Origin of the sequence: Streptomyces azureus (genome assembly GCF_001270025.1) — a bacterium.
GTDB classification, from domain to species: Bacteria; Actinomycetota; Actinomycetes; order Streptomycetales; family Streptomycetaceae; genus Streptomyces; species Streptomyces azureus.
In genome coordinates, this window is the sequence record NZ_DF968469.1 from 18824 (window position 1) to 44705 (window position 25882).

Below are 25882 nucleotides of genomic sequence, written 5' to 3' on the forward strand. Positions count from 1 at the left end.
CTCGCCGGGTGGCTGCTGCACGGGCGCCCCACGGCCCCTGCCGCCACACCTCAGTTCATCCGGGACGTGCGGGAAGGGCGATGTCATCGCCGTCGATATGCCGCCGGCCGTCGTGCGCGTCCCCCGCACCGACGCCAAGCGGAGTAGCGGGACGGCTGGTGCGCAGCGCGTATGACGCTAGGTAACCGATCAAGGGATATGACACATCTGACCCGAGCCTCCCGGCAGCGGGAGGGCTTGCCCAAGGCCGCCTGGGCAAGCCCTCGTTGTCGGTGGTGGCTGCGCGGCTGGAGGGCATGGACAGCGACGATCAGCAGCTGCTGCGCGGCAGGATCTACGGAGCCGACCCCGAGCACCCGGGCCCGAAGCCGGGGTGGCGCTACACCGAACTGGTGGGTGCGGTGGCCGATCGTCGTGGACCGGGCACGCGAGATCATCCAGGGCTACGAGGGCGGCGTCATGCTGCGGCAGGTGATGTACCGGCTCGCCTCCGAGGGCGTGCTGACGCACACGCCGTCGATGTACCGGCACCTGTCGTCCCACCTTGCCCGGGCCCGCGGGGAGGGCCGCTTCCCGGACCTGGTCGACACCCTGCGTGAGGTGCACGTTCCGCCGACCTGGCCGGACGTGAGCGCGTTCCTCAACGAGGCGGTCAACTGGTTCGGACTCGATCGCGCCCAGGGCCAGACGCACGCGCTCTACGTTGCTGCGGAGAAGGACACCCTCCGGCAACTGCTCACCGGCTGGCTTGCCGAGTACGGCATCCCGGTCCTGGTGGTGCGCGGCTTCGGCTCCCAGTCGTAGGTCGACGTCGTCCGCGGTCGCACCACCCGCGATCCGCGCGAAGCCCACCTCGTCTACGTCGTTCTCCTGCCCGAGCCCGTCGCCGCGCTGGCCCGCGCGGTCGCCGCGAACCGCAAGGGCCACGCGACCATCGGCGCCCTGGTGCCGTCTCCATGGCTCTTCCCCGGCGGACAGCCCTGACGGCCGATCAGCACCACAGCTGACACAACGCCTCAACCAGCTCGGGATCCGGCCCAACCAGGCCCGCAGCACCGCGCTTTTCCAGCTCGCAACCGAATCCCCCGCCGCGATCCTCGCCCGGACCCTCGGCATCCACACCGACGTCGCAGTCGCCTGGCAACGTCTCTCCGCGGGCGACTGGACCGCCTAGTCCGCCGAAGTCAGCCGACGCTCCAGCAACCGAACCTCAAGGCCGGCAGAAGCCGCCGAATAGGAGATCCAGATGCGGAAGGACCAGACGCAGCTGCTCAGGGAGATCCGGGCGCACCGGTGTTCGTCTGCGGTGCGGGCAGCGCCTCGAAGCCACTACGCCGGTCAGCCCATCCTCGGGTTTCCGTCAGAACGATCTCGGCAGTTCGGTCAAGCAGAGCTTGCCTTGCGGCGTCATCGCGTGCGGCGTCCGGCATCAAGTGGTAGCGAACAATCTCCTGTTCGAGCGCGAGCCATGCCGTCCCAATAGCCACCCAACGTTCGTTGGAGTGGAAGACCTGACGAAACCCAACGAAGAACAGGGCGACGGATGCAATCAGCGACGTGATTAGGGCCGGGGCGTGCAACGCCGAGGTCAGCACAGTGGCGGCCGTACTGAGCAAGATCACCAAGTCGGTCACCTTGGTACGGATCCGGTGCCGCTTACAGGCGCGTCTATACCAATTCATATGGTTCACGGCATAAGCAAGCGCTGGGTCGGCGGCGTCTTCCCAGGGCTGTCCGCGAGCCTGGCGACCGGATGACATGCACTCAGTATCTGGCACCGACTCCAGATGGCGCCATCCTCAAGGGACAGCCAAGAGCGACTAGGCTCAATGCCCGTATGCGTGAGGTCATGTACTACAGCCTGAAAGGCCCCCTCACCTACCTCCTCGACCGCAAGGACCGCATGAGCATGGCGGTGGGCCTGGAGGTACGTGTCCCGTACTGCGATCACCGGCTGGTCGAATACGCGTGGAACGTGCCCTGGGACATGAAGAACGCCGACGGCCGCTGGAAGAGCCTGCTGCGGCTCGCCTTCTCCGACGTCCTCCCGCGGGAAACCGCGGACCGGCCCAAGAGCGGATACCCCGGCGCCCACGACCCCGCCTCCAACGCGGAGGTCATGCGCTCCGTCGACAAGGTTCTCAGCGCCCCCTCCCCCCCTTGCACGGCGTCTTCGTCCCCCAGCGTGCGGAGGCCCTCACCCAGTCGGGGTCGAAGGTCATGACGTGGCTCAACTCCAGTCACCTCCTGCTTCCCATCTCGAGTTCGCCGAGGATGAGGCGGTGCAGCTTCGCCCAAGCCCGGGCGGTGCTCCACTCGGTGAACCGGCAGTGCGCGGTCGGCCCCAACGGGCCGAAGACCGGCGGCGACTGCCGCCAGTTGCAATCCGTGGTGGCCACAAAGATGATCGCCGCGAGGACCTCGCGGTCACTGTACCGCCGCCGGCCGCCGCCCTGCGGCCGTGTTGGAGCAGGTGGGACCACCCGCTGAAACAGCTCCCACAACTCGTCCGGCACCATGCGCTCGACCATCACCACATGATGCTGAGCCGAGGCCCGATGGTTGTCACTACCGGCGGCCGTTGACATGCGGCTCCAGGGTGACGAGGCATGGCAGTTGTCGCCGAATCGGCGCGTTCCTTGTCACCGGTCACAGATTCGAGCCACAGGGCGGCGTTCTGGACTGGAAGGGGCGGGGCGGTCGGATTCGAACCGACGTCCTCCGAGATGATGTCGCGGCGCACTACCTCTGTGCTACGACCCCGCCTTGCTGGCGATCATAGTCCTCACCCACGGCGACGAACAGGCGATAACAGCTGCCGGCCTCGCCACCAGCACTCCGCCCGTCTCCCTCTCGAACCCCGCTCATGCTTCGGTGACAAGAGCATGCCGACGTGACAACTTTCGAGCCTCGGCTCAGGCCCTACGGCCTCTGCGGTTTCGGCAAATATAAGCACCAACCGGAACCGGCCGCGGACAGCAGGGCATCTCATGCTCGTGGACGACGGCTGGGCGCCAGCCATGGCTCGCCTGTCGGCGCACAGCCGTGAAACAGCCGTCCGGCGCGCAAGTCGCGCCGGAGCTACCCGGCTTCGTTCAGGTGCAAGACGATCGCGAGGACTCTCGGCCAGGGCGATGTCCTGGCCCTGCGCAGTATTTACCCGGCAGTCCCCATGGGAGGCGTCGATGAGATGGTCCGGGAGCTCCGCGGGTCTGCCGCTGCGTGCACGACGAGCAACAGCCGTGACGGCGACGGGTCGGCGTCCTGCGCCTACCGGATCCTGCATCAGGACCGGACATACGAGGATGTCGCGGACGTAACGTTCACGGTCGGCGGGAAGCTGGGCAACGCCACCCAGCCCGCGTGCGACGACACTGGCGGCCAGGAAGAGACCCTACCGGCGGACACGATGACGGCCTACGAGGTGAACGGCGTCCCACCCGAGGTGGCCATCGCGGTCGGCGACACGCCTGCGGACGCGCGGCTCGTTGTCGTCTACTCGCACAAGGAACTGCCGCCCGAGGTGCGGAAAGTGATCGAGGGATCCTGACGCCGGTGCGGGCGGCGGCACCGCCCCGCACCAGCCCGGTCTGCTGCTGCGGCGCTCGAACACGGCGAGGATCACGCTGAGGGCCGTCGCCGAGTTCCGATCTTGCAAGCGGCTCGCGAAGTGTCCAGCGCGTTCAGCACCGGTTCGTACTGCTCCAGCCGGGCCACCCACCGGCGGTCCGCCGAGGCCGTTGCGCAAGCAACATCGATCGGTCGGTTGGGTCTCGTTGTGGGTGCTCGCGACCTGATCGATCTCGGCGACGCTGCTGGGCGACCAGCCCCAACCCGCGCCGGGCGATGCCCGGTCGGGCGGGGTCGACCAGCCGTCCTCGAAGATCGGCTCGGCGGCGCCCGGCGGAATCCCCCGGGCCGCTGTCCGCGACCCGCAGCAGCACCTGGTCGACAGCCTCGACCAGCGAGAGCTCGACCTCGCGCCTGCCCGCCGGGGGCGGTCCGCCGGCCGCGGCGTCGATCGCGTTGTCCAGCAGGTTGCCGACGATGGTCAGCAGCCGGCGCAGATGCGGCGGGTCCTCACCGAGCGCGGAGTCGTCGCTGAGCACCACCTGTACGCCGCGTTCCGCGGCCACCGTGGTCTTGGCGACGATCAAGCCCCACGAGCAGCGCGCTGCCTATCCGTTCGCGTACGGACTCGGCCAGCGCCTCGTCGGCGCCGGCCGACTCGACGGCGTACTCGAAGGCGGCCTCGTGGTCGCCGATGTCCAGCAGCCCGGCCACGGTGTGCATACGGTTGGTGAACTCGTGCTGCTGGGCGCGCAGGCGTCGGTCAGCCCGCGCACCGAGTCCAGTTCGCGCAGCAGCCCGATCAGCTCGGTGCGGTCGCGGACGGTGACCACCGCGCCCAGTTCACGGCCGTGCAGGGTCACCGGCATCCGGTTGACCACCAGGCAGTGGTCGTCGGTCAGCACGCTGAGGTTCGTGCCGGTCAGCGTGCCGTCCAGGGCGCGGCGCAGCCGCCCGTCGGGCAGCACGGCGTCAAGCCTGCTGCCGAGCACCGTGCCGACGCGGAGCAGATTGCGGGCCTCGTCGTTGACGACGGTGATCCGGCCGTCGGGATCGAAGGCGATCACGCCCTCCCGGATGCCCGGTCGAGGGCCTGATCGAAGTATCGAGCCGGTCAGCCGGAGGCCATTTCGTGTCGATGGAGCGGTCAACAGGGCGCCAAGCAGTCGCCTCTGCCCGGCATGGTCTGCTTAGGCTCAGCTTGGCGCCGGTCCCTCGAACCGACACAGAAGCAAAAGCGGTGGGCCGTTCACCTGCACGAAGCCTTCTCACCCGCAAGCACGGTCACGCCTCTTACGACCGACTCCGGCATGCGAATCTCACTGAAGGCAGCAAGGATGAGCGATTACCGTAGCGGGTCTCCTTCGCACAAGGACCCTGCGGGCGGACAGCCCGGGATGACCCGAGCGGAGATGCGCAGGACCGCCCGGACGGCGAACCGGCGCTCGTCGCGCAGGACGACGGCGAGACACGGACCGGACGGGCGACCGGCCGCTTCTTCCTGGCGCGGGACGTCCGGGAAGCGGCGGCTGATCGACTATCCGCGGGCCGGCAGACGCGGTCCGCGGCGCTGGCTGCCGTCCTGGAAGCAGGTGTTGACCGTCCTCATGCTGCTCTTCGGCGGCACGGTCGGCGCGGTTGGCTTCGCCTACGCGACGGTGTCCGTTCCGAGCGTCAACCCGAACACCCAGCTCCAGAACAACGTGTTCTACTGGTCGGACGGTTCGCAGATGGCCAGCGTGGGCCAGGTGAACCGGCAGAACGTGAGCCTGTCGCAGGTTCCGTCCGATGTGCGGTGGGACTTCCTCGCGGCGGAGAACGCGTCCTTCTACACCGATCCGGGCGTCGACCCCCAGGGCATCCTCCGGGCGCTGTACCACATGGCGGAGGGCGGCCAGGTGCAGTCCGGGTCGACCATCACGCAGCAGTTCGTGAAGAACACCTACCTCAGCCAGGACCAGACCCTGTCGCGCAAGTTCAAGGAGATCATGATCTCTTTGAAGATCGGAGCGAAGCTCAGCAAGCAGCAGATCCTCCAGGGCTATCTGAACAGCAACTACTACGGTCGCGGGGCCTACGGCATCGAGGCCGCCGCCCAGGCGTACTACCACCTTCCGGTGGAGAGGCTGAACGTCAGCCAGGGAGCGTTCCTGGCGGCCACGGTGAACGAGCCGAGCGTGATGATGAACGCCGACGACCCGCAGGCCCGCCCCCAGGCCACCGCCCGCTGGAAGTACGTGCTGAACCGGATGGCCGCCATCGGGAAGTTGAGCCCCTCACAGGAACAGCGGTATCTGCGGGCCGGCTTCCCGGTGCCGAAACCGATGACCCACTCCGGCTCGCTGAGCGGGCAGGTCGGCTACCTCGTCCAGATCGCGCAGCAGTACGTCGAGCAGCACTCGTCCCTCACCGACCAGCAGCTGAACCAGGGCGGCTACCAGATCCACACCACGTTCGACAGGCACCAGGTCGCCGAACTGAGCGCCTCGGTGGCCAGGATGCGGGGGCGGCACCTGGACCCGCGGCACCGGCCGGCGGACCGGAACGTGCAGGTCGGTGCCGCCTCCGTCGACCCGGCCACCGGAGCGATCGTGGCCCTGTACGGCGGCGACGGCTGGAACAAGGGCCACTACACGGACAACGCCAACAGTTCCGGCGTGCCGGTCGGTTCCACCTTCAAGCCCTTCGATCTCGCCGCCGCCCTGGACCGCGGCGCGGTCCTCTCCCCCGGGCAGCCGCCGTCGCCGATCACGCCGGAGAGCAGGTTCGACGGCGACAACGGCATCAAGATCAAGAACCAGCAGGGACAGTACCTCCCGGACGGCAGCGACCCCACCGGGCTGCTCCATCAGCAGAACGACGTCTCCACCAAGTGGGGTTACATCACCCTGCGCAAGGCAATGGAGCAGTCGGTCAACACCCCGTACGTCCAGCTGGGCGAGTACGTCGGGTACGACACCGTGGAGAACGAGGCGCTGGCGGCCGGCCTGCTGCGCAGCAGCCTCCAGTACGACACCGCCGGCTTCTACATCGGCACCTCCACCCCGTCGGCCATCCGCATGGCCGACGCCTATGGCACCTTCGCCGCGGAAGGGGTCCACCACGAGCCCTACTCGGTCACCAAGGTCCTCGACGGCGGGCGGCAACTCCCGGGGTTCACCCCGCCCGCCGGTACCCGGGCCATGCCCGCCTCGACCGCCGACACCGTCACAAGCGTGCTGCGGGACGTGATCGAGCACGGCACCGGCACCAACGCCTTGGCCCTCGGACGGCCCGCCGCAGGCAAGACCGGCACCACGGACGACTACAAGTCCGCCTGGTTCATCGGCTACACCCCGCAGTTGTCCACGGCGGTCACCATGTTCAAGGAAGGCTCCGGCAACTCGGGCCTGCGGTCCATGTCCGGAGTCGGCGGCTACAGCAAGGTCTTCGGCGCGGACATGCCCACCCAGGTGTGGCTCGGCTACATGTCCGCCGCCCTCCAGGGCCAGCCCGTGAAGTCCTTCCCCCCGGCACCGCCACTCGGCAAGGGAGCCAACGAGAACGGCGCTCCGTCCGCCACCCCCTCGGCATCCCCGACCGAGTCGCCCTCGAGCACCCCCTCACCAACCACACCGGCACCGTCCCCCTCCACCACGCCGTGCAGCGACATCCCGGGCGGGTGCGCCTCCCCCACCGCTCCCACACCCTCCCCCTCGCCGACCAGTCCCGGCCTGACAGGAGGTCTCCTCGGCCCGGGAGGCGGCAAGCAAGGGAACGGTGGCGGGTCATCACCACACCGATGACCTGGGCTCCGGCTCCGGCCCCGCCAGAACGGTCTCAGGATGAGGTGCGCAGGCGGCGGAGCTGCCCGTGGTGGTGATGCTCGCCGTGTGCAGCGTCGCCGCGCTGTGCCAGCGCGGGCCGCGCACGGGTTCCCGGCAGCGAGCCTGGGCACTGGCCGCCGGCGTCGCCGCCGTGCTCGTCCTCCCCACGGCCTGGGCGGTGTCCAGCACCGACCCGCTCTACGCAGGGGCCGCCACCTCCCCACTGGCCGGCCCGGTCGGCGGCAACTACGCCGACTGCACGGCCACGAGCCCACCTTCAGCACCGGGCTTTCCACACCGGGCGCCCGCGACAAGGCCCTGCTCGCCTACCTGACGGCCCATCGGAGCGGCGAGAAGTACCTGCTGGCCACCCAGGCCGCGTACACCGCCGAACCGTTGCTGCGGGCCGCCTCCGATCCGCTGCTGGTCATGGGCGGTTTCACCGGGCTGACACCCTTCCCGAGCGCGGCGCGGCTGAGCACGCTGGTGGGCGAGCACCAGGTCCGCTACGTAATGCTGACGACCCAGCGTCCGAGCACCCCGGCGACCGCCTGGGTCAAGGGCCACTGCTCACGCGTGTCCCCACGCGCGTACGAAGAGCGTCGGACGGATGGGAGTTTCACCCTCTACGACTGCCGTCCGACGGCCGGCTGACCGGCGCGGTGTTCACGCCGGGAATACCTGCGCAGGAGCAGTCGTCTGGCCGGGCGTTCCAGACCCTCGTACAAGGCCCAGGACAACCCCAGCGCCACGGCGAACGCGACGACGGTGGTGGTCAGCGCCGGCAGCACGCCGAAGTGCGGAGAGGTGCCGAGCAGGTTGGTGCCGATCCGCAGCACCAGGAGATGGATCATGTAGAAGGCGAAGGAGAGTTCGCCCAGCCGCACCAGCCTTCGGTGCCGCCACATCGAGGGGAGGCCGCGTAGATCGGCGACGGCCGCAGCCGGGATGAGCAGGGCGAAACCGATGAGGGTGCAGGTGGTGGCCGGGTAGCCGGCGGGGACGTGGGGGACGAGGAAGTAACCGATGATCGCCAGAGCGAGTGAGGCCTGCGGGCTGGGCCCGCGCCACTGGCCGAGACCGACGATGCGGGCGACAGCGGCACCGAGGACGAACTCGGGGAGGCGGGCCGCAGGGAAGGAGTAGAGCGGCTGGCCCAGCCAGTGGTGCGCGTCCGACCAGGCCAGCACCAGCACCGCCAGCACCGACAGACCGGCCAGGACGGCCGATCCCCGGGCTCCCAGGCGGCGCAGCCAGAGAGCCAGCAGCGGAAAGGCGGCATAGAAAAATGCCTCGCAGGCAAGCGACCAGCTGACGGGATCCAGCGTCTGCCACCAGGGGCGCCACCAGGAATGCAGCAGCAGCACATTGGCCAGGGCCTGATACAGGGTGGGCTTCGCCTGGTGGGCGAGGGTGAGCCCCATGAGCAGCGCGATCGCGGCGGTGACGAGGTGGACCGGATAGATCCGGGCGATACGCCGCCACCAGAACGCCGGTGCTCGGTCGCCCGGCCGTGCGGACCACATCAGGACGAAGCCGGAGAGGATGAAGAAGAACGACACCCCGGTGGCCCCGGCCCCGAACCCCCACGTCGCGATGTGCCCGCCGGTACCCCCGAAGTATCCGAAGTTGCGCACATGCAGCCCGAAGACCAGCAACGCCGCCATCCATCGCAGTCCCGTGAGTGACGGCAGTGAAGGCGCCGGAGTTGTGGAAGCGGCGGTTGTGGAAGCGGCCTCGACTGCGGTCGCTGTGGCGGGCAGCGTCCGGGTTGACCCGGCCGCCGCCGCCATCACGTCACCTGCCGAGTGTTGTGCGTGTGCGGCATGCGCGTGAGCCTTGCCCGATCGTCGCCTTTCATTCCGGGCTCGTGGGGAGCATCACATCGGTGTGGGCCGTCCGCTCGACCTGTTCGGCAAGGGCCATTCCTTGATCATTGTTGACAGGACGAATGTGTTGGCCCGGCAGTCGCGAGGGCTAGCCTCGCCAGGTCCGCACCCCCTGTACCCACCCCCCACCTGAGGTGGCGGACGCCCAAGTCCCCTTTGGCACTCAAGGAAGGACTCTGATGGCACGCACCATCAGACGGTGGCTACTCGCGGGGGTGGGAACCCTCAGCCTCGCGGCGGCGGGCGCCGTCCCCGCGACGAGCGCGGCCCACCAGGCCGCCTATCCGCGCGTACGGCCTACCGTGGCCGACTACACACAGGTGACCACCAGCCAGACCCCACCCACCCAGTCGCAGTGCGCCTCAGCAGGACGCCGCTGCTTCACCCCGCAGGCCATCCAGGCCGCCTACAACGTGGGCCCGCTGCACTCAGCCGGGGACGACGGACGCGGTCAGACGATCGCCGTCGTCGACTCCTACGGCAGCGACACCATGGCCCACGACCTGCATGTCTTCGACCGTGCATTCGGCATCGCGCCCATGTGCGGGGAAGAGGGCGTCAGCTGTGCGTCCGGCATGCCGACCTTCAGCGAGCTTCATCTTCAGGGCTCGCCCGCCACCAAAGCGCCACCGTCCACGAGCAGCGGCCCCGGGCAGGAGGACAAGAGCGCGTGGGCACTGGAGGTGGCTCTTGACGTCGAGACCGCCCATGCCATGGCGCCCGGCGCCAACATCCTGCTGGTGACCACCCCCACCGCCGAGACCCTCGGGGTACAGGGCTTCCCTCAGATGATGGCCGCCGAGCAGTACGTCGTCGCGCATCACCTCGCCACCGTCATCTCCCAGTCGTTCGCCTCCGCGGAGGGCGCCTTCGGCAGCGCCCAGTCGCTGGAGAAACTGCGCTACGCCTTCAAGTCGGCGGCACAGGACGGCGTCACCGTTCTCGGCTCGTCGGGTGACGACGGAAGCGCCGGCTCGGCCAAGACACCGGTGGGCCAGGGCGGGTCGACGCTCTCCGGTCCCGCTGTCGAGTGGCCGGCATCCGACCCGCTGGTCACCGGAGTGGGCGGCACAAACCTGTGCACCGACCCGGGCGCCACCAGCGGCAGGGTCGTCGACAGCGCCTCCCCGCCGGGGGCTTGCCAGAACGCCCCCGGCCAGTCGGAGACCGGCTGGACCGGTTCCGGCGGCGGCTACAGCGGCGTCTTCGCCAAGCCGGACTACCAGTCGGGCACGCTGCCGGCCGGCAGCACGGCCATCGGCGCCATGCGCGGCGTTCCGGACATCTCCCTGCAGGCGAGTCCGTCGACGGGAGCACTGGTGTACCTGTCCCTCCCGCCCGACGGCCAGAGCGGGCTGAAGTGCGGCAGCACACCGTGCAGCACGGGATGGTACGACATCGGCGGCACCTCACTGGCGTGTCCTCAGTGGGCGGGCCTGGTCTCCATCGCCGCCCAGCTCAACCACGGTGGACTCGGACGGATCAACCCGGCTCTGTACAAGCTCGCGTCCGACCCGGCCACCTACGCGGCCGACTTCAACGACGTCACCGTGGGCAACAACACCGCCGAGACGTCGGTCCCGGGCTATGCGGCCGGCACAGGATGGGACCCCGTCACCGGACTGGGGACGCCGAACGCGGCGAAGCTCCTGCCCGACCTCGTCAGCGCCGTGCACGGCGGCTGACCTTCCGGGCCACAGCCGGGCAGGTGGTGGGCCTGGACTCCGCGCCCATCAACGCCGCTCCGGCCCGCCCGAGGGCGACCGGATACAGTGCGCGAGACGGCATCCTGGTCAGGGAGGGGAAGCGTGACCGACACCAGCGACACCCGGCCCGCCGACAGCGAAGCGCAAGCTCCGCGGCAGAGCCGACTGCACCGCCTGATGCGCTACCTCCCCCTGATCGCCCCCGTCCTGCTGTGGGCCGTGCCCTGCTGGGTGCTCCTGCACACCGGCCAGCACTGGCCGCTGCCCGTCACGCTGGTCGGCACCGCCCTGTTCGCCCTCGGCCTCGTCGGTATGCCGCTCGCGATGGTGCGCGGCCACGGCCGTCGGCAGCAGGACCGGGCGGCGATCGTCGGTGACACCCTGCTGGGCAGCAGCTGGGTTCTGTTCACCTGGTCCATTCTGCTCGGCGTCCTCTTGCGGCTCGCCCTGACCGTGGCCGGCGTCGGCGAGAGTCAGGACCGGGCCCGAATCGTCACTTGGGCCGTCCTCGGCATATCCGCCGCACTACTCGCCTGGGGGTACACCGAAGCCCGCCGCGTGCCGCGCGTGCGCCGACTCGACGTGCAACTCCCGCGGCTGGGTGCCGGGTTGGACGGCATCCGCGTCGTCCTCATCACCGACACCCACTACGGCCCGCTCGATCGCACTCGCTGGTCGGCGCGGGTATGCGAGACGGTGAACACTCTGGAAGCCGACCTGGTCTGCCACACCGGCGACATCGCGGACGGCACGGCCGAACGCCGCCGCGCCCAGGCCGTCCCACTCGGTATCGTGCGGGCCACCCGGGCCCGTGTCTACGTCACCGGCAACCACGAGTACTACAGCGAGGCCCAGGGCTGGGTCGACCTGATGGGCGAGCTGGGCTGGGAGCCGCTGCGCAACCGCCACCTGCTGTTCGAACGCGGAGGCGACACCCTCGTGGTCGCAGGCGTGGATGACGTCACCGCCGAGTCCTCCGGCCTGGCAGGCCACCGCGCCCACCTCGCCGGAGCCTTGAACGGCGCCGATCCCGACCTACCCGTTCTGCTCCTGGCACACCAGCCCAAGTTCGTCGACCGGGCGGCAGCCGACGGCATCGACCTCCAGCTCTCCGGCCACACCCACGGCGGCCAGATCTGGCCCTTCCACCACCTGGTCCGCATCGACCAGCCCGCCCTCGCCGGCCTCAGCCACCACGGCACCCGCACCCTCCTCTACACCAGCCGCGGCACCGGCTTCTGGGGCCCGCCGTTCCGCGTCTTCGCCCCCAGCGAGATCACCCTGCTCGTGCTCCGCTCCCCGCACCTGCCCACCCAGCCGTAGCACTGGGAGCCAGTACATCCGCTTGGAGCAGTCCACGGGCCGAGGGGGGCGGCGTCGGCAGATGACCAGGCCCGTCTCGCCGAGGACAAGATCCGGACCATTCCCGGGCCGACGGCTCCAATGAGCCATACCTGGCCACGTTTGCGCAGGTCAGCGACGCGTGACGCCTGTACCACCAGCAGACGAAGAATCTGCTGGGCCGAACGCGCACGACGCCCGGGCGCAGCGCCTTGCCCGTGTCCACGGCGGCTGAGCGGCAAGGCCGCGCTCGGTCTCTCAGCCCACTCACCTACCACGCAACGACTCTGAGCCGATCAACCCCAGATGCCCGAGTTCAACGGGGCGTAGTCAGCACCAAGTCAGGGACAGGTGAAGACGGGTGAGGCCTTGGACTTTGAGTCAGCACCAAACCAGCACGGGAGTCAGCACCGCACCATCAAATCACCCTGAACTACGCGTCCGGACGGCACTCGTTTCGACCGCCATTGAGCCCCTGAACCGCCTCTCCATGAGTCGGCATGGTGGCCATACGCATAGCCAATCCTCGAACTATGTTGCCCCGCCACATGTGCGCCTGACCTGCGGATTCCTACGGTATGGCGACACGAAAACGTCCCCGCCAACCGCATGGAAGTGGTGCCGATGTCCACCCCCGCGACCGCTCCCCCACCCCCCGCCAGCCTCAAACGCATCGTCACCGCCAGCCTCATCGGCACCACCATCGAGTGGTACGACTTCTTCCTCTACGGCTCCGCCGCCGCGCTCGTGTTCAACAAGCTGTTCTTCCCGGACTCCGACCCGCTCGTCGGCACACTGCTGTCGTTCCTGACATATGCGGTCGGGTTCGCCGCCCGGCCGCTCGGTGCGCTGGTGTTCGGGCACTACGGCGACCGGCTCGGGCGCAAGAAGCTGCTGGTGCTGAGTCTGCTGCTGATGGGCGGGGCGACCTTCGCGATCGGGCTGCTGCCGACGCACGCCACCATCGGGACGGCCGCGCCGGTCCTGCTCACCGTGCTCCGGCTGGTGCAGGGGTTCGCGCTCGGCGGCGAGTGGGGCGGTGCCGTGCTGCTGGTGTCGGAGCACGGGGACGCACGGCGGCGCGGGTTCTGGGCCTCGTGGCCGCAGACCGGTGCGCCGGCGGGGCAACTCCTCGCCACCGGTGTGCTGTCCCTGCTGACCGCCGTCCTGTCGGACGCCGCGTTCGGCAGCTGGGGCTGGCGGATACCGTTCCTGCTCTCCGGGGTGCTGGTGATCGTCGGTTTGTGGATTCGTCTGTCTGTCGATGAATCGCCGGTCTTCAAGCAGGCGTTGGCGCAGGCCGAGGCCCGCAAGGCGGACCGGACCGCGACTGCCGAGAAGCTGCCGCTGGTCGCCGTGCTGCGGCATCACTGGCGTGACGTCCTGATCGCGATGGGCGCGCGCATGGCGGAGAACATCAGCTACTACGTCATCACCGCGTTCATCCTCGTCTACGCCACCACCTCGGTCGGCCTCTCCAAGCAGACCGCGCTCAACGCCGTGCTGATCGCCTCGGCCGTGCACTTCGCCGCCATCCCGGCGTGGGGCGCGCTCTCCGACCGGATCGGCCGCCGTCCCGTGTACTTGATGGGTGCTGTCGGGGTGGGGCTGTGGATGTTCCCGTTCTTCTCGCTGATCGACACCGGCGGCTTCGGCAACCTGATCCTCGCTGTCACGGTGGGGCTGGTGCTGCACGGGGCGATGTACGCGCCCCAGGCCGCGTTCTTCTCCGAGATGTTCGCGACGCGGATGCGCTACTCCGGCGCGTCCATCGGCGCCCAGTTCGCCTCGGTCGCGGCGGGCGCGCCCGCGCCGCTGATCGCCACCGCGCTGCTGTCCGACTACGGCAGCTCCACGCCGATCGCCCTGTACGTCATCGGCGCCGCCGTCCTCACGGTCGTCGCGGTGGCGGCGGCCAAGGAGACCCGCCACCGGGATCTGGCCGACGTCGTCCCTCCCGCCGACGCGGACCGGACCACGGCACCGGCGGCGGACGCCCGGACCCCCTGACATGTCCCGGCACCGGCCCCCGTGCGTGCGTCCCCGCGCGCGGGGGCCCGCCTATGGGGGTCAGTGCTGTGCCGACAACCGGTGCAGTCGCAGGGCGAGTTGGATCTCCAGGGCGCGGGCAGGGCTCTGCCAGTCGTCGCCGAGGAGGCGGCCGACACGCTCCAGGCGCTGGGCGACCGTGTTCACATGGACGTGCAGTTCGTCCTTGGTGCGGGCGGGGCTCATGCCGCAGGCGAAGTACGCGTCGAGGGTGCGCAGCAGTTCGGTGCCGCGTCGTCGGTCGTACGCGACGACCTGGCCGATGGTGCGGTCGACGAAGCCGGGGATGTCCCGGTCACCGGCCAGGAGCAGCCCCAGGAAACCAAAATCCTCGGCGGCGGCGCCGTCCCCGGAGCGGCCGAGGAGCCGCAGGGCGTCGAGGCAGCGCCGGGCCTCGGCGTAGGCCGTGGCCACGGCGTCGGGACGGGTGGCGAGGTTCTCCGCGGGTGCGGAGGCGCCGACGGTGACCGGTGCGTGGACCGCTGTGCCCAGGTGCCGGGCGGCGCGACGGGCCAGTTCGGTGGCGGTGTCGCCGGATCCGAGGGGCAGCAGCAGGACGGTGCCGCCGTCGCGTGCGGCGGCGAGGCCGTGCCGGGTCGCGGCGAGGTGGGACGCGGCGGCGGCGAGGCGTCTGCGGGCGTCCGCCTCCTGGTCGGCGCCGGGCGCGTCGCCCTCCAGGCGCGCGGCCAGTACGACGTGGACGGCGTCGAGGTCGGCGTGGAGGCGGGCCGCGCGCTCCCGCAGCAGGCGCGGGTCGCGGTCACGGGCGTCGAGCAGGTCGTCCAGGAGTTCGCCGCGGACGCGTTGTTCGGCCTCGGCGGCGGACCGGCGGGCCAGGAGCAGCAGGGAGGTGACCATGGCGGCACGCTCCAGGGTGCGCTGGTCGACGGGGTCGAGCCCGGGGTGGCCGCGCAGCACGAGTGCGCCGAGCAGTTCTCCGCCGGCGGTGACGGCGGCGATCCAGTCGTCCTCGTGCCGCACGGCGTGGCCCTCCGCGCGGGACGCCTCCAGGGCCTCGGCCGGCGCCGCAGTGGCCTCGGCGAACTCGACCGTGCCGTCGAGGACCTCGGAGACGGCGGCGGCCACGTCGTGGACCCCGCCGCCGCGCAGGACGAGCTCGGCGAGCCGGTCGTGCACGTCGGAGGCGCGTTCGATGACGCCGCTGCGGTCCTGGATGATCTCGTTGGCCCGCTCCAGGCCGGCGAGGGCCGACCGGGTCTCGGCGAGCAGGTTGGCGGTGTCGATGGCGGCCGCGGCGAGGGCGGCGAAGGAGCCCAGCAGGGCGATCTGCTCCCGCTCGAAGACCCGGGCGCGGCGGTCCGCGGCGAACAGCACGCCGATGACGTGGTGTCCGAGTGTCAGCGGCACGCCGAGGATGGCCACGAGCCCCTCGTCCCGCACGCCGGCGTCGATGGTGCGGGTGTGCTGGAAGCGGTCGTCCTTGAAGTAGTCGTCGGTGACATAGGGGCGTGCGGTCTGTGCGACCAGGCCGCCGAGCCCCTCCCCCATGCCGAGCCGCAGTTGCTGGAACCGGGCTGCGACCGAGCCCTCGGTGACCCGCATGTAGGTGTCGCCCCTCGCCGGGTCGTTCAGGCTGAGGTAGGCGACGTCCGTGCCCAGCAGCGACCTGGCGCGCTGCACGATCGCCTGGAGTACGGCGTCCAGGTCGCGCAGCCCGGCGAGGTCGTGGGCGGTCTCGAACAGTGCGGACAGCTCGGCCTCGCGGCGGCGCCGTCCCTCCAGCTCCGAACGCACGCGCAGGGCGAGCGGCTTGGCCCGCTGGAGGGCGGCGATCCACTCCGCCGGGCGCCCTTCGGCGCGCGCGAGCAGCACCGGCTGCTCGTAGGCGTCGGCGGACGCGCCCCGGGCCAGGAGCTCGAGATAGGGCGTCTCGGCCCCGGCCGGTGGCGGTTCGGCGATGCCGGCGGAGCGCTCGGCTGACTGCACGTGATCGCTGGACATGCTCACAGGATTCACCATGACCGGGCCGTCCCGTCAGCCCTGTGGACAACTCCCGACGGACGCACAGGGCCGCTCAGTGGGCGGTCCAGCCGCCGTCGAGCACGAGCGAGGTACCGGTCATGAAGGACGCCTGCGGACCGCACAGGTACGCCACGGCCTCGGCGACCTCCTCCGGTTCGATGAGCCGCTTGACGGCACTGTCCTGGAGCAGCACCTCGGACAGCACGCGCTCCTCGGGGATGCCGTGCGCCCGGGCCTGGTCGGCAAGCTGCTTCTCGACCAGTGGGGTGCGCACATAGGCGGGGTTCACACAGTTGGAGGTGACACCGTGGGGCGCGCCCTCGAGGGCGGTGGTCTTGGAGAGTCCCTCCAGCCCGTGTTTGGCGGCCACGTAGGCCGACTTGTAGGCCGAGGCGCGCAGCCCATGGACGGACGACACGTTCACGATGCGGCCCCACCCCTGTCCGTACATGTGGGGCAGGGCACCGCGGATCAGCCGGAAAGGTGCCTCCAGCATCACGGTGAGCACCGTGTGGAAGATGTCGGGCGGAAACTCCTCGATGGGGCTCACGAGCTGGAGCCCGGCGTTGTTGACGAGGACGTCGGTACCCGCGGCGGCGAGTTCGGCGGCGTCCAGGTCGGTGAGGTCCAGGACGTGCGGTTCCACGGTGCCCGCGAGGTCACTGCCCTGCCCGGCGAGCGCCTCCAGGCCCGCGGCGTCCCGGTCGACCGCTCTCACCTTCGCCCCGGCGGCCGCGAGCCGCAGCGCGCAGGCACGGCCGATGCCGCCGGCGGCGCCGGTGACGAGCGCGGTGCGGCCACCGAGATCGAGCGGGGAGGCGTGGGGTGCCGGAAGGACATGGGGCGCGGTCATGCCTCGACCCTAGGCAGCACTCCTGCCGCACCCCATGTGGTCACGCCCTACAGTTCAGCCGGATGCAGTGGGGTCGAACCATGTGGGGGCGTCCGACAGAGCCTGCTTGATCCGCAACAGCCCGAACTCGTTCAGCTCGGGCAGGGCATCGATGTCGAACCAGCCCACGTCCAGCGACTCGTCGTCGTTGACCCGCGCCTCGCCGCCGACGGCCCTGCAGCGGATGGTGATGTCCATGTACTGACAGATGTCGCCGTTGTCGTAGGTGACGGGGTCCAGTGCCTGGACGAGGACGACCCGTTCGGCGACACAGCGCACGGCCGTCTCCTCGTAGACCTCCCGCACGGCGCAGGCCGCCGGCTGCTCCCCCGGATCCGGGATGCCCCCGATCACGGACCACTTGCGGGTGTCGGCCCGGCGGTTGAGCAGCACTCTGCCCTCGTCGTCGAAGACCAGGGCGGTGACTCCGGGGAGCCAGAGCAGCTGATGACCGGCCGAGGCACGGAGGGTGCGGATGAAGTCGGGAGTAGCCATGCCGCCGACCCTAATGGGCGGCTTCCGGCGCCCCGGCGGGTTTCAGGCGGCGTGCGTCCGGCGTACGGCTACACGTCACCGGCGCGTCGCCCGCGCATTCCGGCCCCGACGGCCCAGCCCAGTCCGCCGGCCGCGACCAGCACGAGGGCGATCTCCGGCAGGATGCCCAGTTGTGTGGCGGGCGTCTGCGAGGAGCGCAGCGGCACCTTCTGCACCAGTGAGTCGGCGACGAACATGCCGGTCTTCTGCGTGATCTTCCCGTCCGGCATGATGATCGCGCTGACCCCGCTGGTCACCGGCACGGTCACGGTCCGGCTGTGCTCGACCGCGCGGACCCGGGACATGGCGAGCTGCTGGTAGGTCATCTCGCTGCGGTCGAAGGTGGCGTTGTTGCTCGGCACGGAGATCATCTGGGCGCCGTCGGTGACCTCGGAGCGCACGGTCCAGTCGAAGGCCGCCTCGTAGCAGGTGACGAGACCGACCTTGGCGCCGTCCATGGTGAACACGCCCGGCTTGGTGCCCCGGCTGAAGTCCTGGCGGACCATCGCCGTCCAGTTCTTGTTGATCACCCCGATGAGCGAGCGCAGCGGGAGGTACTCGCCGAACGGCTGGATCTGGCGCTTGTCGTAGGTGTCGACGGGCCCCTTCGCCGGATCCCACAGGATCTGCTCGTTGTAGAGCTTGCCGTCCCGTTCGACGACGCCGCCGACCGAGATGGGCACGCCGACGGCCTTGGCCGCCGTGTCGATCACGGCGCGGGCGTCGGGGTTGGCGAAGGGGTCGATGTCGGAGGAGTTCTCCGGCCACAGCACGAAGTCGGGCCTGGCGACCTTGCCTGCCTTGACCTCCGCGGCCAGGCGTTCGGTCTCGCGCGCGTGGTAGTCCAGGACGGCCCGCCGCTGGGAGTTGAAGTCGAGGCCCGCCCGCGGCACGTTGCCCTGGACCACGCCGACGGTGACGCTGCCGTCCTCGGCCTTGTCGCTGACCAGCGGCCGGGCGGCGCCGGCCGCCACGACCGGGACGGCCAGGCTCAGCAGACCCACTGCCGCCGCGGTCCTGCGCACCGTGCCGGTGCGCCGCCACACCACAGCCAGGCGGACGACTTCGTACAGCCCGAAGCCGCACAGCACGACCGCGAAGCCGAGCACCGGGGTACCGCCCACCGCGGCGAGCGGCAGGAACACACCGTCCGCCTGCCCGAACGCGATCTTCCCCCAGGGGAAGCCGTCGAACGGCACGCGCGCGCGTGCCGCCTCGCCGGCGATCCACACAGCGGCCGCCCACACGGGCCAGCCGGGCAGCTTCGACACGGCGGCGACACCGGCGCCGACCAGTGCGACGAAGATCGCCTCGATCGCCACCAGGGCGAGCCAGGGACCGGGACCGACCTCCACTCCGGTCCACACCAGCAGCGGCAGCAGGAAGCCCAGCCCGAAGAGGTAGCCGAGGCCGAGCCCTGCCTTCCAGCCGCGGCCGCGCAGCACCCAGCCGAAGATCGCGAAGGCCGGCAGGGACAGCCACCACAGGGTGCGGGGCGGAAAGCTGACGTAGAGCAGAAGGCCGGAGAGCGCGGCTGCGGCGGCCGGGAGGAGACGCCCGAGCCGCCGGGCCCAGGCCCGCGCCTCGGGCGCGATCCGCGGCTCCAGCTGGTCCGACTCGCCGACGGAGGTTGCGGTGACGGTCACTCCCGGAGTGTAAGGCGAGTGACCTTGGCACCGACAGCGCGGTCCACCAGGCGGCGGCGTCACGCGCCGCGGGCCCGACCGCGCACCGAGTCAGGGCGTATCTGCCGCAACGTTCCTGCTCATTTCGTCACGACACATCCACAAACCGTCCACCAGCGGCTACGGTGTCCCGAAGCCTCAGTCGTGCGGCCGGTGGCGGCCCGTGCGACCGGGGTCTTCACAGGTCAGGGGCGACGTGGTGCGGGGGCGGGGCGCGGTGGGTTCCAGTGGGCTGACGTCCACGTCCGGGCAGGGCGCGGACGGTGAGAGACCGATCGCTGTGGACGCGGCGGGCGTCGTGGTGCTGGGTGCCTGCGCCGGCTGGTCCCTGATCACGGCGGCGGTGCACGACGGCCGGCCCGAGGGTGTGCTGCTCGCGGTGCTGGCCGTGGCGGCCGGGTACGCCGCCGGGCGGATCGGCGGGGCGCTGCTGCCGGTCGGCGCGCCCTGCGCCGGGGCGCTGGCCGGTATCGGGCTGACCCTGACCGTCCCGCACCTGGTGCCGGGCCCGCAGATCACCACACCTCTCGGGCATGCCGGGGCGACGGCTGCCGTGCTGACGCTGTCGGCCGGTGCCGCGTGCTGCGCCGCCTGGGCCGCTCGTGTTCCGGCCGTGCGGTTCGCCCTGCGGCTGCTGGCCGCCGGGACGGCGGTGCTGGCGGCCGTACTCGGCTCGGCCACCGGCTGTGTCACCTCGGTCGCTGTGCTGTTGTGCTCGCTGGCCGCCGGCCGCACCCGGCACCGCGGCGCCGGCCTCGCAGTACTGGGGACGGTCGCCGTCCTGGTGACCGGTCTGACGTGGGCGGTCGCGGCGCGGGCCGTGCCGGGCGGGCTCGTGACCGCCCTCGAGGAGCGGCTGACGCCGCACCGCGTACAGCTCTGGCAGGACGCCTGGCAGCTGCTGCGCGACGACGCCGCCCTGGGGGTCGGCCCGGGGCGCTTCGGGGAGCTGAGCACGACGTCCGCACAGTCACTGCTGTCCGACGGCAAGCCCCACTCGGCACCCCTTCAGCAGGCGGCCGAACAGGGGATCGTCGGCGTGGTCCTGCTGGCGGCGGCGTTCGGCTGGGTGCTGTACGCGCTGTGGCGCGGCCCCCGCCCGACGCCGGTGGCGCTCACCGCGGGCGTGGCCCTGACGGCGCTGGCGGCCATCGCCGCGATCGGCAACGCGCTCAGCTTCACCGCGGTGTCGGTGGGTGTGGGACTGCTGGCGGGCATGGCCACGGCCCGGCCGCTCATCGTCGAACCGTCGAGCACCGCCCCGGACACGCGTTCCAGGGGCGCCGGACGCACCCCGGCGCGGTGATCGGAAGCCCGTTCAGTGCGCGGCAGCGCCCGGCTTGGTCCGCCCCAGCCGCGCCTTGATCACCTGTACGGCCGCCTCCGCGTCGTCCACGGTGATCGTGAAGGTGTGGCCGTCCCACAGCTCCAGCACGACGCCCTCACCCCGTCGTACGACTACCGCGGTGCCCATCTCCGGCCGCCATCGATAACCCCAGCCACCCCAGTGGCGGGGAGTGACGTGCGAGGTGTACGTGGCGCCCACCACATGGGAGAGCGGGATGCGGCGGCGGGGCACTCCGATGTGGCCGCAGCGCACCTCCAGGTGCTCCTCGTCGACCCGCAGGGCGACGTGCACGAAGGCGAGTGTCCCGAAGAGGACCAGCAGCCCGGCTGCGATGCAGCCGGCCACGGCCATGACCAGTGGGACGATGCCGGACGTCCACGCCGGGTCGACGGCCAGTGCGATGCCCAACGCCATGCAGGCGGCGCCGATGAGCGCCAGCAGCCACTGGACCCGGTTGGTGGCCCGGCCGGTCCAGACGTCGGGGTGCGCGTGGGGAGCGTTCTCGCCGTGGCGGTGGTCCCTCATGCCTATGAGGTTACTCAGGTTTCGCTCCGCTGGTTCCTCATGGCGGAGCGTGACTGCGCCGGCCGGGCGGCGGGAGCGGGTCCAGCACGCCGACGACGCTCGGTGACCGGTGCCGGTCAGCCGGCCGGCGTGACCGCCCGCAGCAGCCGTCCTTCGGCGTACGCCAGGGCGGCTGCGGGGAGCGTGCCCTCGCGTCCGCTCAGCAGGACGGTCAGGGTGCCGTGGGGCATGGCCCCCGGCGCGGGCTGCTCGCCGAGCCGGCGCAGGGCCTGCGCGACCACGGCGCCCGCGGAGCCGTGCAGCACGAGGGGCGGCCGGCCGGGGCGCTGGACGGCCCCCCGGATGCGCTCGGCGACCAGTTCGTAGTGGGTGCAGCCCAGGACGACGGTGGTCACGTCGTCGGGGGTCAGTGCGGCCGCCGCGGACACGGCGGCGTCGATCGCCGCCTCGTCCGCGCGTTCGACGGCCTCGGCCAGGCCCCAGCAGGGCACCTCGGTGACGGGGACCCCGCCGGCGAAGTCCCGGATCAGGGTGCGCTGGTACGTGCTGCCGGTGGTGGCCGGGGTGGCCCAGATGGCGAGGTGTCCGCCGCCGGCCGCGGCCGGCTTGATCGCCGGGACGGTGCCGATGACCGGAAGCCCGGGTTCGAGGCGGGCCCGCAGGGCGGTGAGCGCGTGCACGGTCGCGGTGTTGCAGCCGACGATCAGGGCGTCGGGGCGGCGCGCGGCGGCCGCCTCGGCGACGGCCAGGGCACGTTCGATCAGGTCCTCCGTGGTCCTCGAGCCCCACGGCATGCCGTCGGGGTCCAGGGAGAGTACGAGATCGGCGTCGGGGCGCAGCCGCCGCACCGCGGCGGTGGCCGCCAGCAGACCGATTCCGGAGTCCATGAGCGCGATCTTCACCCGATCACGATAGACGATGAGCGGTCCCGGGCCGTTCCGGTGGGGCAGACTGCGCGCGTGAGCGCCGTTGTGTGGACTGCCGCTGGATCACTTCTCGCCTGGCTGTGGCTGCTGCTCTGTCAGGGCTTCTTCTGGCGTACGGACGTGCGGCTGCCGCCGCGCCGGGAACCGGACGCGTGGCCGTCCGTGTGCGTCGTCGTCCCGGCCCGCGACGAAGCGGCGGTGCTGCCCGCCGCGCTGCCGTCGCTGCTCCGGCAGGACTACCCGGGGCGGGCGGAGGTCTTCCTCGTCGACGACGGAAGTACGGACGGCACCGGTGACCTGGCGCGTGAACTGGCGCGCGGGAACGGCGGGCTGCCGCTGACCGTGGGCTCGCCGGGCGAGCCGCCCGCGGGCTGGACCGGCAAGCTGTGGGCGGTGCGCCACGGCGTCGGCCTGGCTCGCGCGCGTGATCCCGAGTACCTGCTGCTGACGGACGCCGACATCGCGCACGCGCCGGACAGTCTGCGGGAGCTGGTGGCGACGGCTCGTGCGGGTGGGTTCGACGTCGTCTCGCAGATGGCCCGACTGCGGGTGGAGAGCACGTGGGAACGGTTCGTCGTGCCCGCCTTCGTCTATTTCTTCGCGCAGCTCTACCCCTTCCGCCGGATCGGCAAAGAGGGCACGCGCACGGTGGCCGCGGCCGGCGGCTGCGTCCTGCTGCGGACGGAGGCCGCCGAACGGGCGCGGATCCCGGACGCGATCCGGCATGCCGTGATCGACGACGTGGCCCTGGCGCGGGCGGTGAAGCGCAGCGGCGGCCGCGTCTGGCTGGGGCTGGCCGACCGGGTGGACAGCGTCCGGCCGTATCCGAGGCTGGCCGACCTGTGGCGGATGGTGTCGCGCAGCGCCTACGCCCAGCTGCGGCACAATCCCCTGCTGCTGGCCGGGACGGTCGCCGGGCTGGCGCTGGTGTACCTGGTGCCGCCGGTGGCGGTCGTGGTGGGGCTGGTGGCGTGGAACGCGGCAGCCGCGGTCGTCGGAGGGTCGGCCTGGATCGTGATGACGGGGACGTACGTGCCGATGCTCCGCTACTACGGGCAGCCGCTGTGGCTCGCTCCCCTGCTGCCGTTCACCGCGTTCCTCTATCTCCTCATGACGGTCGACTCGGCGGTGCAGCACTACCGGGGACGCGGTGCGGCCTGGAAGGGCCGCACCTACGCCCACCCGGACGCCGTGCCCGACGAGGGCTGACGGCCGCGGGAGGAGTCACTTCCGGCCGGGGGTCCAGTTCATGCCCCACCCGTAGGCGTAGTCGACGGTCCGCTGCGGGCTCACCCCGCGCTCGGGCACGAGGTAGCGCGCCTCCCGCTGTACGACCAGGTCGCCGCCCGTGTTGGTGATCAGGGCGAGCGCGCACACGGGCGAGGGAACGGTGCACTCGTCGAGGGAGAAGTCGATGGGGGCACCGTGCTGCGGCTGGAGGGTGACGGTGGCGTTCAGCTCGGCGAACGAGCGGGCGCCCTCGTAGATGGTGACGAAGACGAGGATGCGCCGGAAGGCGTTCTTGTGGTCGAGATTGACGGTGAGGTTCTCACCGGTCGACACGGCGCCGGTGCGGTCGTCGCCGTCGAGGTGGATGTACGGGGGCTGGTGCAGTGACCCGAAGGCGTTGCCGAGGGCCTGTACGACGCCCTTGCTGCCGTCGGTGAGTTCATACAGCGCGCACAGGTCGAGGTCGAGGTCGGAGTGCATCGCGGCCGCGCGGCCGAACTTGCTGCTCCACCCCGAGAACTGCTTGCGGACCTGCCAGTTGAGGTTCACGTGCAGGGCGCCGGAGGTGCCGCCCTGCTTGGTGAGCGACACGGAGGGGGCCGCCTTGGTGAGCGTCACCTTGGTGAGGCGGACGGGCGCGGGCGGTGCCGCAGGGGGCGCGGCCGGTGGGGGCGGAGGCGTGTGCGTCGAGGGCGCGGCAACGGGAAGTACGGGAGCCGGGGCCGGAACCGGAGCCGGGGCCGCCTGCTGCGGCTCGTCCACCGTGATGCCGTAGTCCGTGGCCAGTCCTTCGAGTCCGCTGCTGTAGCCCTGGCCGACGGCACGGAACTTCCAGGCGCCCTGGCGGCGGTAGAACTCGCCGAGGACGAAAGCGGTTTCAGTGGTGGCGCCCGGGTTGTCGAAGCGGGCGACCGCGGTTCCCCGGGCGGCGTCCTGGACCTCGATGTACAGGCCCGGGACCTGCCCGAACGCGCCGCCGTCGGAGGAGGCGGCGAGGACGATCGTCTCGATCGCGGGCTCCACGCGCGCGAGGTCGACGAGGAGCGTGTCGGTCACCCGGCCGTCGGCGTTGCGCTTGCCCTCGTGCCGGATCGCGCCGGAGGAGTGCGCGGGCTGGTTGTAGAAGACGAAGTCCGCGTCGGAGCGGACCTTTCCGCTTACCAGCAGCAAAGCGGAGGCGTCGGCGTCGGGCACCCCCGGTCCGGCCCGCCAGCCCAATTCCACCCTCAGCGCCGCGGTAGGCACCGGAGTATTTGAACCTTTCAGCATTTGCATGTCCGCCCCCATTGCGTGTCGCCGCGCCAGGCACATCCCGGCCGTCCGTCGAGTTCCGTTCGCACAAACCTATTCCTCCGTGCGACGAACTCCCATGCGCCGCCACACCGGAAGACCGGTGGTCAACTCCTGGCAACCGCCCGGAGCTCGGCCTTTACACGATCGGAGCCTTGCTCGGCGCCCCTTTTTGCCGAGTTCGCTCGCATTGGGGATACCCGGTCACTGCGGACACGGAAAACAACCCTCTTATCGGTCTCCCCAACCAGCACATCGTGGGCTTAACTTATGTGTCATGACCTCCCCCCGCTCCACCTATGGCGGCGGCTACTACTCCGCCTCCTTCCCGGACACCCCGATCTACGACAAGCTCGTCGCCGAGCGGGGCACCCCGCAGATCGCCCCGATCCGGGTCCCCGCTCAGTACGACACGCCGGGCGGCAACCTGCCCGCCCTCCCGTCGGCGCTGCCCGCTCTTCCGGCAGCCCCGTCCCAGCCCGCCTACGGTTACCCGCAGGCGCAGCAACCCGCCCCGCTCCAGCAGGCGCCGGCGGCGTACATCCCGCAGCAGGCCACCGCACCGCGCGGCTATCCCGGCCCCCAGCCGCAGCAGCCGCGCCCGGCGGCACCCGGCGCGGGCTACGAGGCGATGCGCCCCGCGGCTCCCCGGCCCGCCCAGGCTCCCTATCAGGACCCGTACAACAACCAGCAGTACCGCGGTTACTGAGCCGCCCGCCCGGGGGCTGTCGGTGCCGGCTGGCACGATGGCCCCATGGGGAACGCGCATCTGCATTCGATCCACGTCCATCCGGTCAAGGCGGTCCGGGGCCTCGCGCCCCGGGAGGCCGTCGTGGAGCCCTGGGGACTGACCGGAGACCGGCGCTGGGCGCTGGTCGACGACGGGGGAAAGGTCGTCACGCAGCGTGGGCAGCCGCGCCTCGCACTGGCCGCCGCCGAGCTTCTGCCGGACGGCGGCGTCCGGCTGTCCGCACCCGGCATGGAGCCCCTGACGGTGCCCGTCCCCCGGCCGTTGGACACGCTGCCGGTGGAGATCTTCCGCGACAAGGTCGACGCGGTCCCGGCCGAGGACGATGCCGCGCACGCCTGGTGCAGCGCCTATCTCGGC

The 25882-nt window shown here is 71.0% G+C and carries 23 protein-coding genes and 1 pseudogene; 12 read left to right on the forward strand and 12 right to left on the reverse strand.

Going from position 1 to position 25882, the window contains the following annotated elements; translation table 11 throughout:
- Positions 1 to 396: 396 nt before the first annotated feature.
- A complete protein-coding gene (locus AOQ53_RS35955; RefSeq protein ID WP_059423840.1) occupies positions 397 to 804 on the forward strand; it encodes a hypothetical protein in 408 nt (135 codons plus the stop codon).
- 467 nt (positions 805 to 1271) lie between these two features.
- Here AOQ53_RS35955 and AOQ53_RS35960 read toward each other — a convergent pair whose 3' ends face one another.
- The gene (locus AOQ53_RS35960) at positions 1272 to 1760 is read right to left on the reverse strand and encodes a DUF4231 domain-containing protein (RefSeq protein ID WP_078945664.1); all 489 of its coding nucleotides are present in this window, start codon (positions 1758 to 1760) and stop codon (positions 1272 to 1274) included.
- Here AOQ53_RS35960 and AOQ53_RS35965 point away from each other — a divergent pair.
- A complete protein-coding gene (locus AOQ53_RS35965; RefSeq protein WP_078945665.1) occupies positions 1754 to 2224 on the forward strand; it encodes an asparagine synthase-related protein in 471 nt (156 codons plus the stop codon). The genes AOQ53_RS35960 and AOQ53_RS35965 overlap by 7 nt on opposite strands.
- A gap of 37 nt (positions 2225 to 2261) precedes the next feature.
- Here the strand turns inward: AOQ53_RS35965 and AOQ53_RS35970 are convergent.
- Positions 2262 to 2531, reverse strand: a pseudogene (locus AOQ53_RS35970) (transposase); the annotation flags it as partial.
- A 641-nt stretch (positions 2532 to 3172) separates the two neighbouring features.
- On the opposite strand from AOQ53_RS35970, the gene AOQ53_RS35980 reads away from it, so the two are divergent.
- Positions 3173 to 3550, forward strand: a complete 378-nt coding sequence (locus tag AOQ53_RS35980; RefSeq protein ID WP_236711930.1) for a DUF6281 family protein — start codon at positions 3173 to 3175, stop codon at positions 3548 to 3550.
- Positions 3551 to 3683: 133 nt separating this feature from the next.
- On the opposite strand, the gene AOQ53_RS47040 is transcribed toward AOQ53_RS35980, so the two are convergent.
- Together AOQ53_RS47040 and AOQ53_RS47045 are read right to left on the reverse strand one after the other, a co-directional pair.
- The gene (locus AOQ53_RS47040) at positions 3684 to 4157 is read right to left on the reverse strand and encodes an ATP-binding protein (RefSeq protein ID WP_236711931.1); all 474 of its coding nucleotides are present in this window, start codon (positions 4155 to 4157) and stop codon (positions 3684 to 3686) included.
- Between the two features lie 21 nt (positions 4158 to 4178).
- Positions 4179 to 4637: a PAS domain-containing protein gene (locus AOQ53_RS47045; protein WP_236711932.1), complete on the reverse strand. Its 459-nt coding sequence runs from the start codon at positions 4635 to 4637 to the stop codon at positions 4179 to 4181.
- Between the two features lie 330 nt (positions 4638 to 4967).
- On the opposite strand from AOQ53_RS47045, the gene AOQ53_RS35990 reads away from it, so the two are divergent.
- Entirely contained in the window at positions 4968 to 7355 is a 2388-nt protein-coding gene (locus AOQ53_RS35990) for a transglycosylase domain-containing protein (RefSeq protein WP_167745801.1), read from the forward strand.
- An 87-nt stretch (positions 7356 to 7442) separates the two neighbouring features.
- Complete coding sequence (locus tag AOQ53_RS44330; RefSeq protein ID WP_148640427.1) at positions 7443 to 8030, forward strand: mannosyltransferase YkcB-related protein; 588 nt, start codon at positions 7443 to 7445, stop codon at positions 8028 to 8030.
- Here the strand turns inward: AOQ53_RS44330 and AOQ53_RS36000 are convergent.
- Entirely contained in the window at positions 8003 to 9043 is a 1041-nt protein-coding gene (locus AOQ53_RS36000) for an acyltransferase family protein (protein ID WP_236711933.1), read from the reverse strand. The genes AOQ53_RS44330 and AOQ53_RS36000 overlap by 28 nt on opposite strands.
- Before the next feature lie 401 nt (positions 9044 to 9444).
- Here AOQ53_RS36000 and AOQ53_RS36005 point away from each other — a divergent pair, with 401 nt between their 5' ends.
- The 3 genes from AOQ53_RS36005 (at position 9445) to AOQ53_RS36015 (ending at position 14322) form a co-directional block, all read left to right on the forward strand.
- A complete protein-coding gene (locus tag AOQ53_RS36005) occupies positions 9445 to 10950 on the forward strand; it encodes a S53 family peptidase (RefSeq protein ID WP_059423855.1) in 1506 nt (501 codons plus the stop codon).
- Between the two features lie 123 nt (positions 10951 to 11073).
- Positions 11074 to 12294, forward strand: coding sequence for a metallophosphoesterase (locus AOQ53_RS36010; RefSeq protein WP_059423857.1), 1221 nt, complete (start codon positions 11074 to 11076; stop codon positions 12292 to 12294).
- 642 nt (positions 12295 to 12936) lie between these two features.
- A complete protein-coding gene (locus AOQ53_RS36015) occupies positions 12937 to 14322 on the forward strand; it encodes an MFS transporter (protein WP_059423859.1) in 1386 nt (461 codons plus the stop codon).
- A 60-nt stretch (positions 14323 to 14382) separates the two neighbouring features.
- Here AOQ53_RS36015 and AOQ53_RS36020 read toward each other — a convergent pair whose 3' ends face one another.
- The 4 genes from AOQ53_RS36020 to lnt all read right to left on the reverse strand — a co-directional run bounded on the left by AOQ53_RS36020 (position 14383) and on the right by lnt (position 19416).
- Positions 14383 to 16323, reverse strand: a complete 1941-nt coding sequence (locus AOQ53_RS36020; RefSeq protein WP_059423860.1) for a helix-turn-helix domain-containing protein — start codon at positions 16321 to 16323, stop codon at positions 14383 to 14385.
- Between the two features lie 73 nt (positions 16324 to 16396).
- Complete coding sequence (locus AOQ53_RS36025) at positions 16397 to 17197, reverse strand: 3-hydroxybutyrate dehydrogenase (RefSeq protein ID WP_059423862.1); 801 nt, start codon at positions 17195 to 17197, stop codon at positions 16397 to 16399.
- Positions 17198 to 17251: 54 nt separating this feature from the next.
- Positions 17252 to 17731: an NUDIX hydrolase gene (locus tag AOQ53_RS36030; RefSeq protein WP_059423864.1), complete on the reverse strand. Its 480-nt coding sequence runs from the start codon at positions 17729 to 17731 to the stop codon at positions 17252 to 17254.
- Positions 17732 to 17799: 68 nt separating this feature from the next.
- Positions 17800 to 19416 (reverse strand): apolipoprotein N-acyltransferase, encoded by a 1617-nt coding sequence (gene lnt, locus AOQ53_RS36035; protein ID WP_059423865.1) that lies wholly within the window; start codon positions 19414 to 19416, stop codon positions 17800 to 17802.
- A 319-nt stretch (positions 19417 to 19735) separates the two neighbouring features.
- On the opposite strand from lnt, the gene AOQ53_RS36040 reads away from it, so the two are divergent.
- A complete protein-coding gene (locus AOQ53_RS36040; protein WP_059423867.1) occupies positions 19736 to 20761 on the forward strand; it encodes an O-antigen ligase family protein in 1026 nt (341 codons plus the stop codon).
- Positions 20762 to 20773: 12 nt separating this feature from the next.
- On the opposite strand, the gene AOQ53_RS36045 is transcribed toward AOQ53_RS36040, so the two are convergent.
- Both AOQ53_RS36045 and AOQ53_RS36050 read right to left on the reverse strand, forming a co-directional pair.
- A complete protein-coding gene (locus AOQ53_RS36045) occupies positions 20774 to 21328 on the reverse strand; it encodes a hypothetical protein (RefSeq protein WP_059423869.1) in 555 nt (184 codons plus the stop codon).
- 116 nt (positions 21329 to 21444) lie between these two features.
- The gene (locus tag AOQ53_RS36050; protein WP_059423871.1) at positions 21445 to 22230 is read right to left on the reverse strand and encodes a glutamate racemase; all 786 of its coding nucleotides are present in this window, start codon (positions 22228 to 22230) and stop codon (positions 21445 to 21447) included.
- A gap of 39 nt (positions 22231 to 22269) precedes the next feature.
- On the opposite strand from AOQ53_RS36050, the gene AOQ53_RS36055 reads away from it, so the two are divergent.
- A complete protein-coding gene (locus AOQ53_RS36055; protein WP_059423873.1) occupies positions 22270 to 23463 on the forward strand; it encodes a glycosyltransferase in 1194 nt (397 codons plus the stop codon).
- A 15-nt stretch (positions 23464 to 23478) separates the two neighbouring features.
- Here AOQ53_RS36055 and AOQ53_RS36060 read toward each other — a convergent pair whose 3' ends face one another.
- A complete protein-coding gene (locus AOQ53_RS36060; RefSeq protein WP_059423875.1) occupies positions 23479 to 24753 on the reverse strand; it encodes a TerD family protein in 1275 nt (424 codons plus the stop codon).
- A 298-nt stretch (positions 24754 to 25051) separates the two neighbouring features.
- On the opposite strand from AOQ53_RS36060, the gene AOQ53_RS36065 reads away from it, so the two are divergent.
- Together AOQ53_RS36065 and AOQ53_RS36070 are read left to right on the forward strand one after the other, a co-directional pair.
- Entirely contained in the window at positions 25052 to 25483 is a 432-nt protein-coding gene (locus tag AOQ53_RS36065) for a DUF6643 family protein (protein WP_059423876.1), read from the forward strand.
- Positions 25484 to 25528: 45 nt separating this feature from the next.
- Positions 25529 to 25882, forward strand: a 354-nt coding sequence (locus tag AOQ53_RS36070; RefSeq protein ID WP_148640428.1) for an MOSC domain-containing protein, incomplete at its 3' end; no start/stop codon positions are given.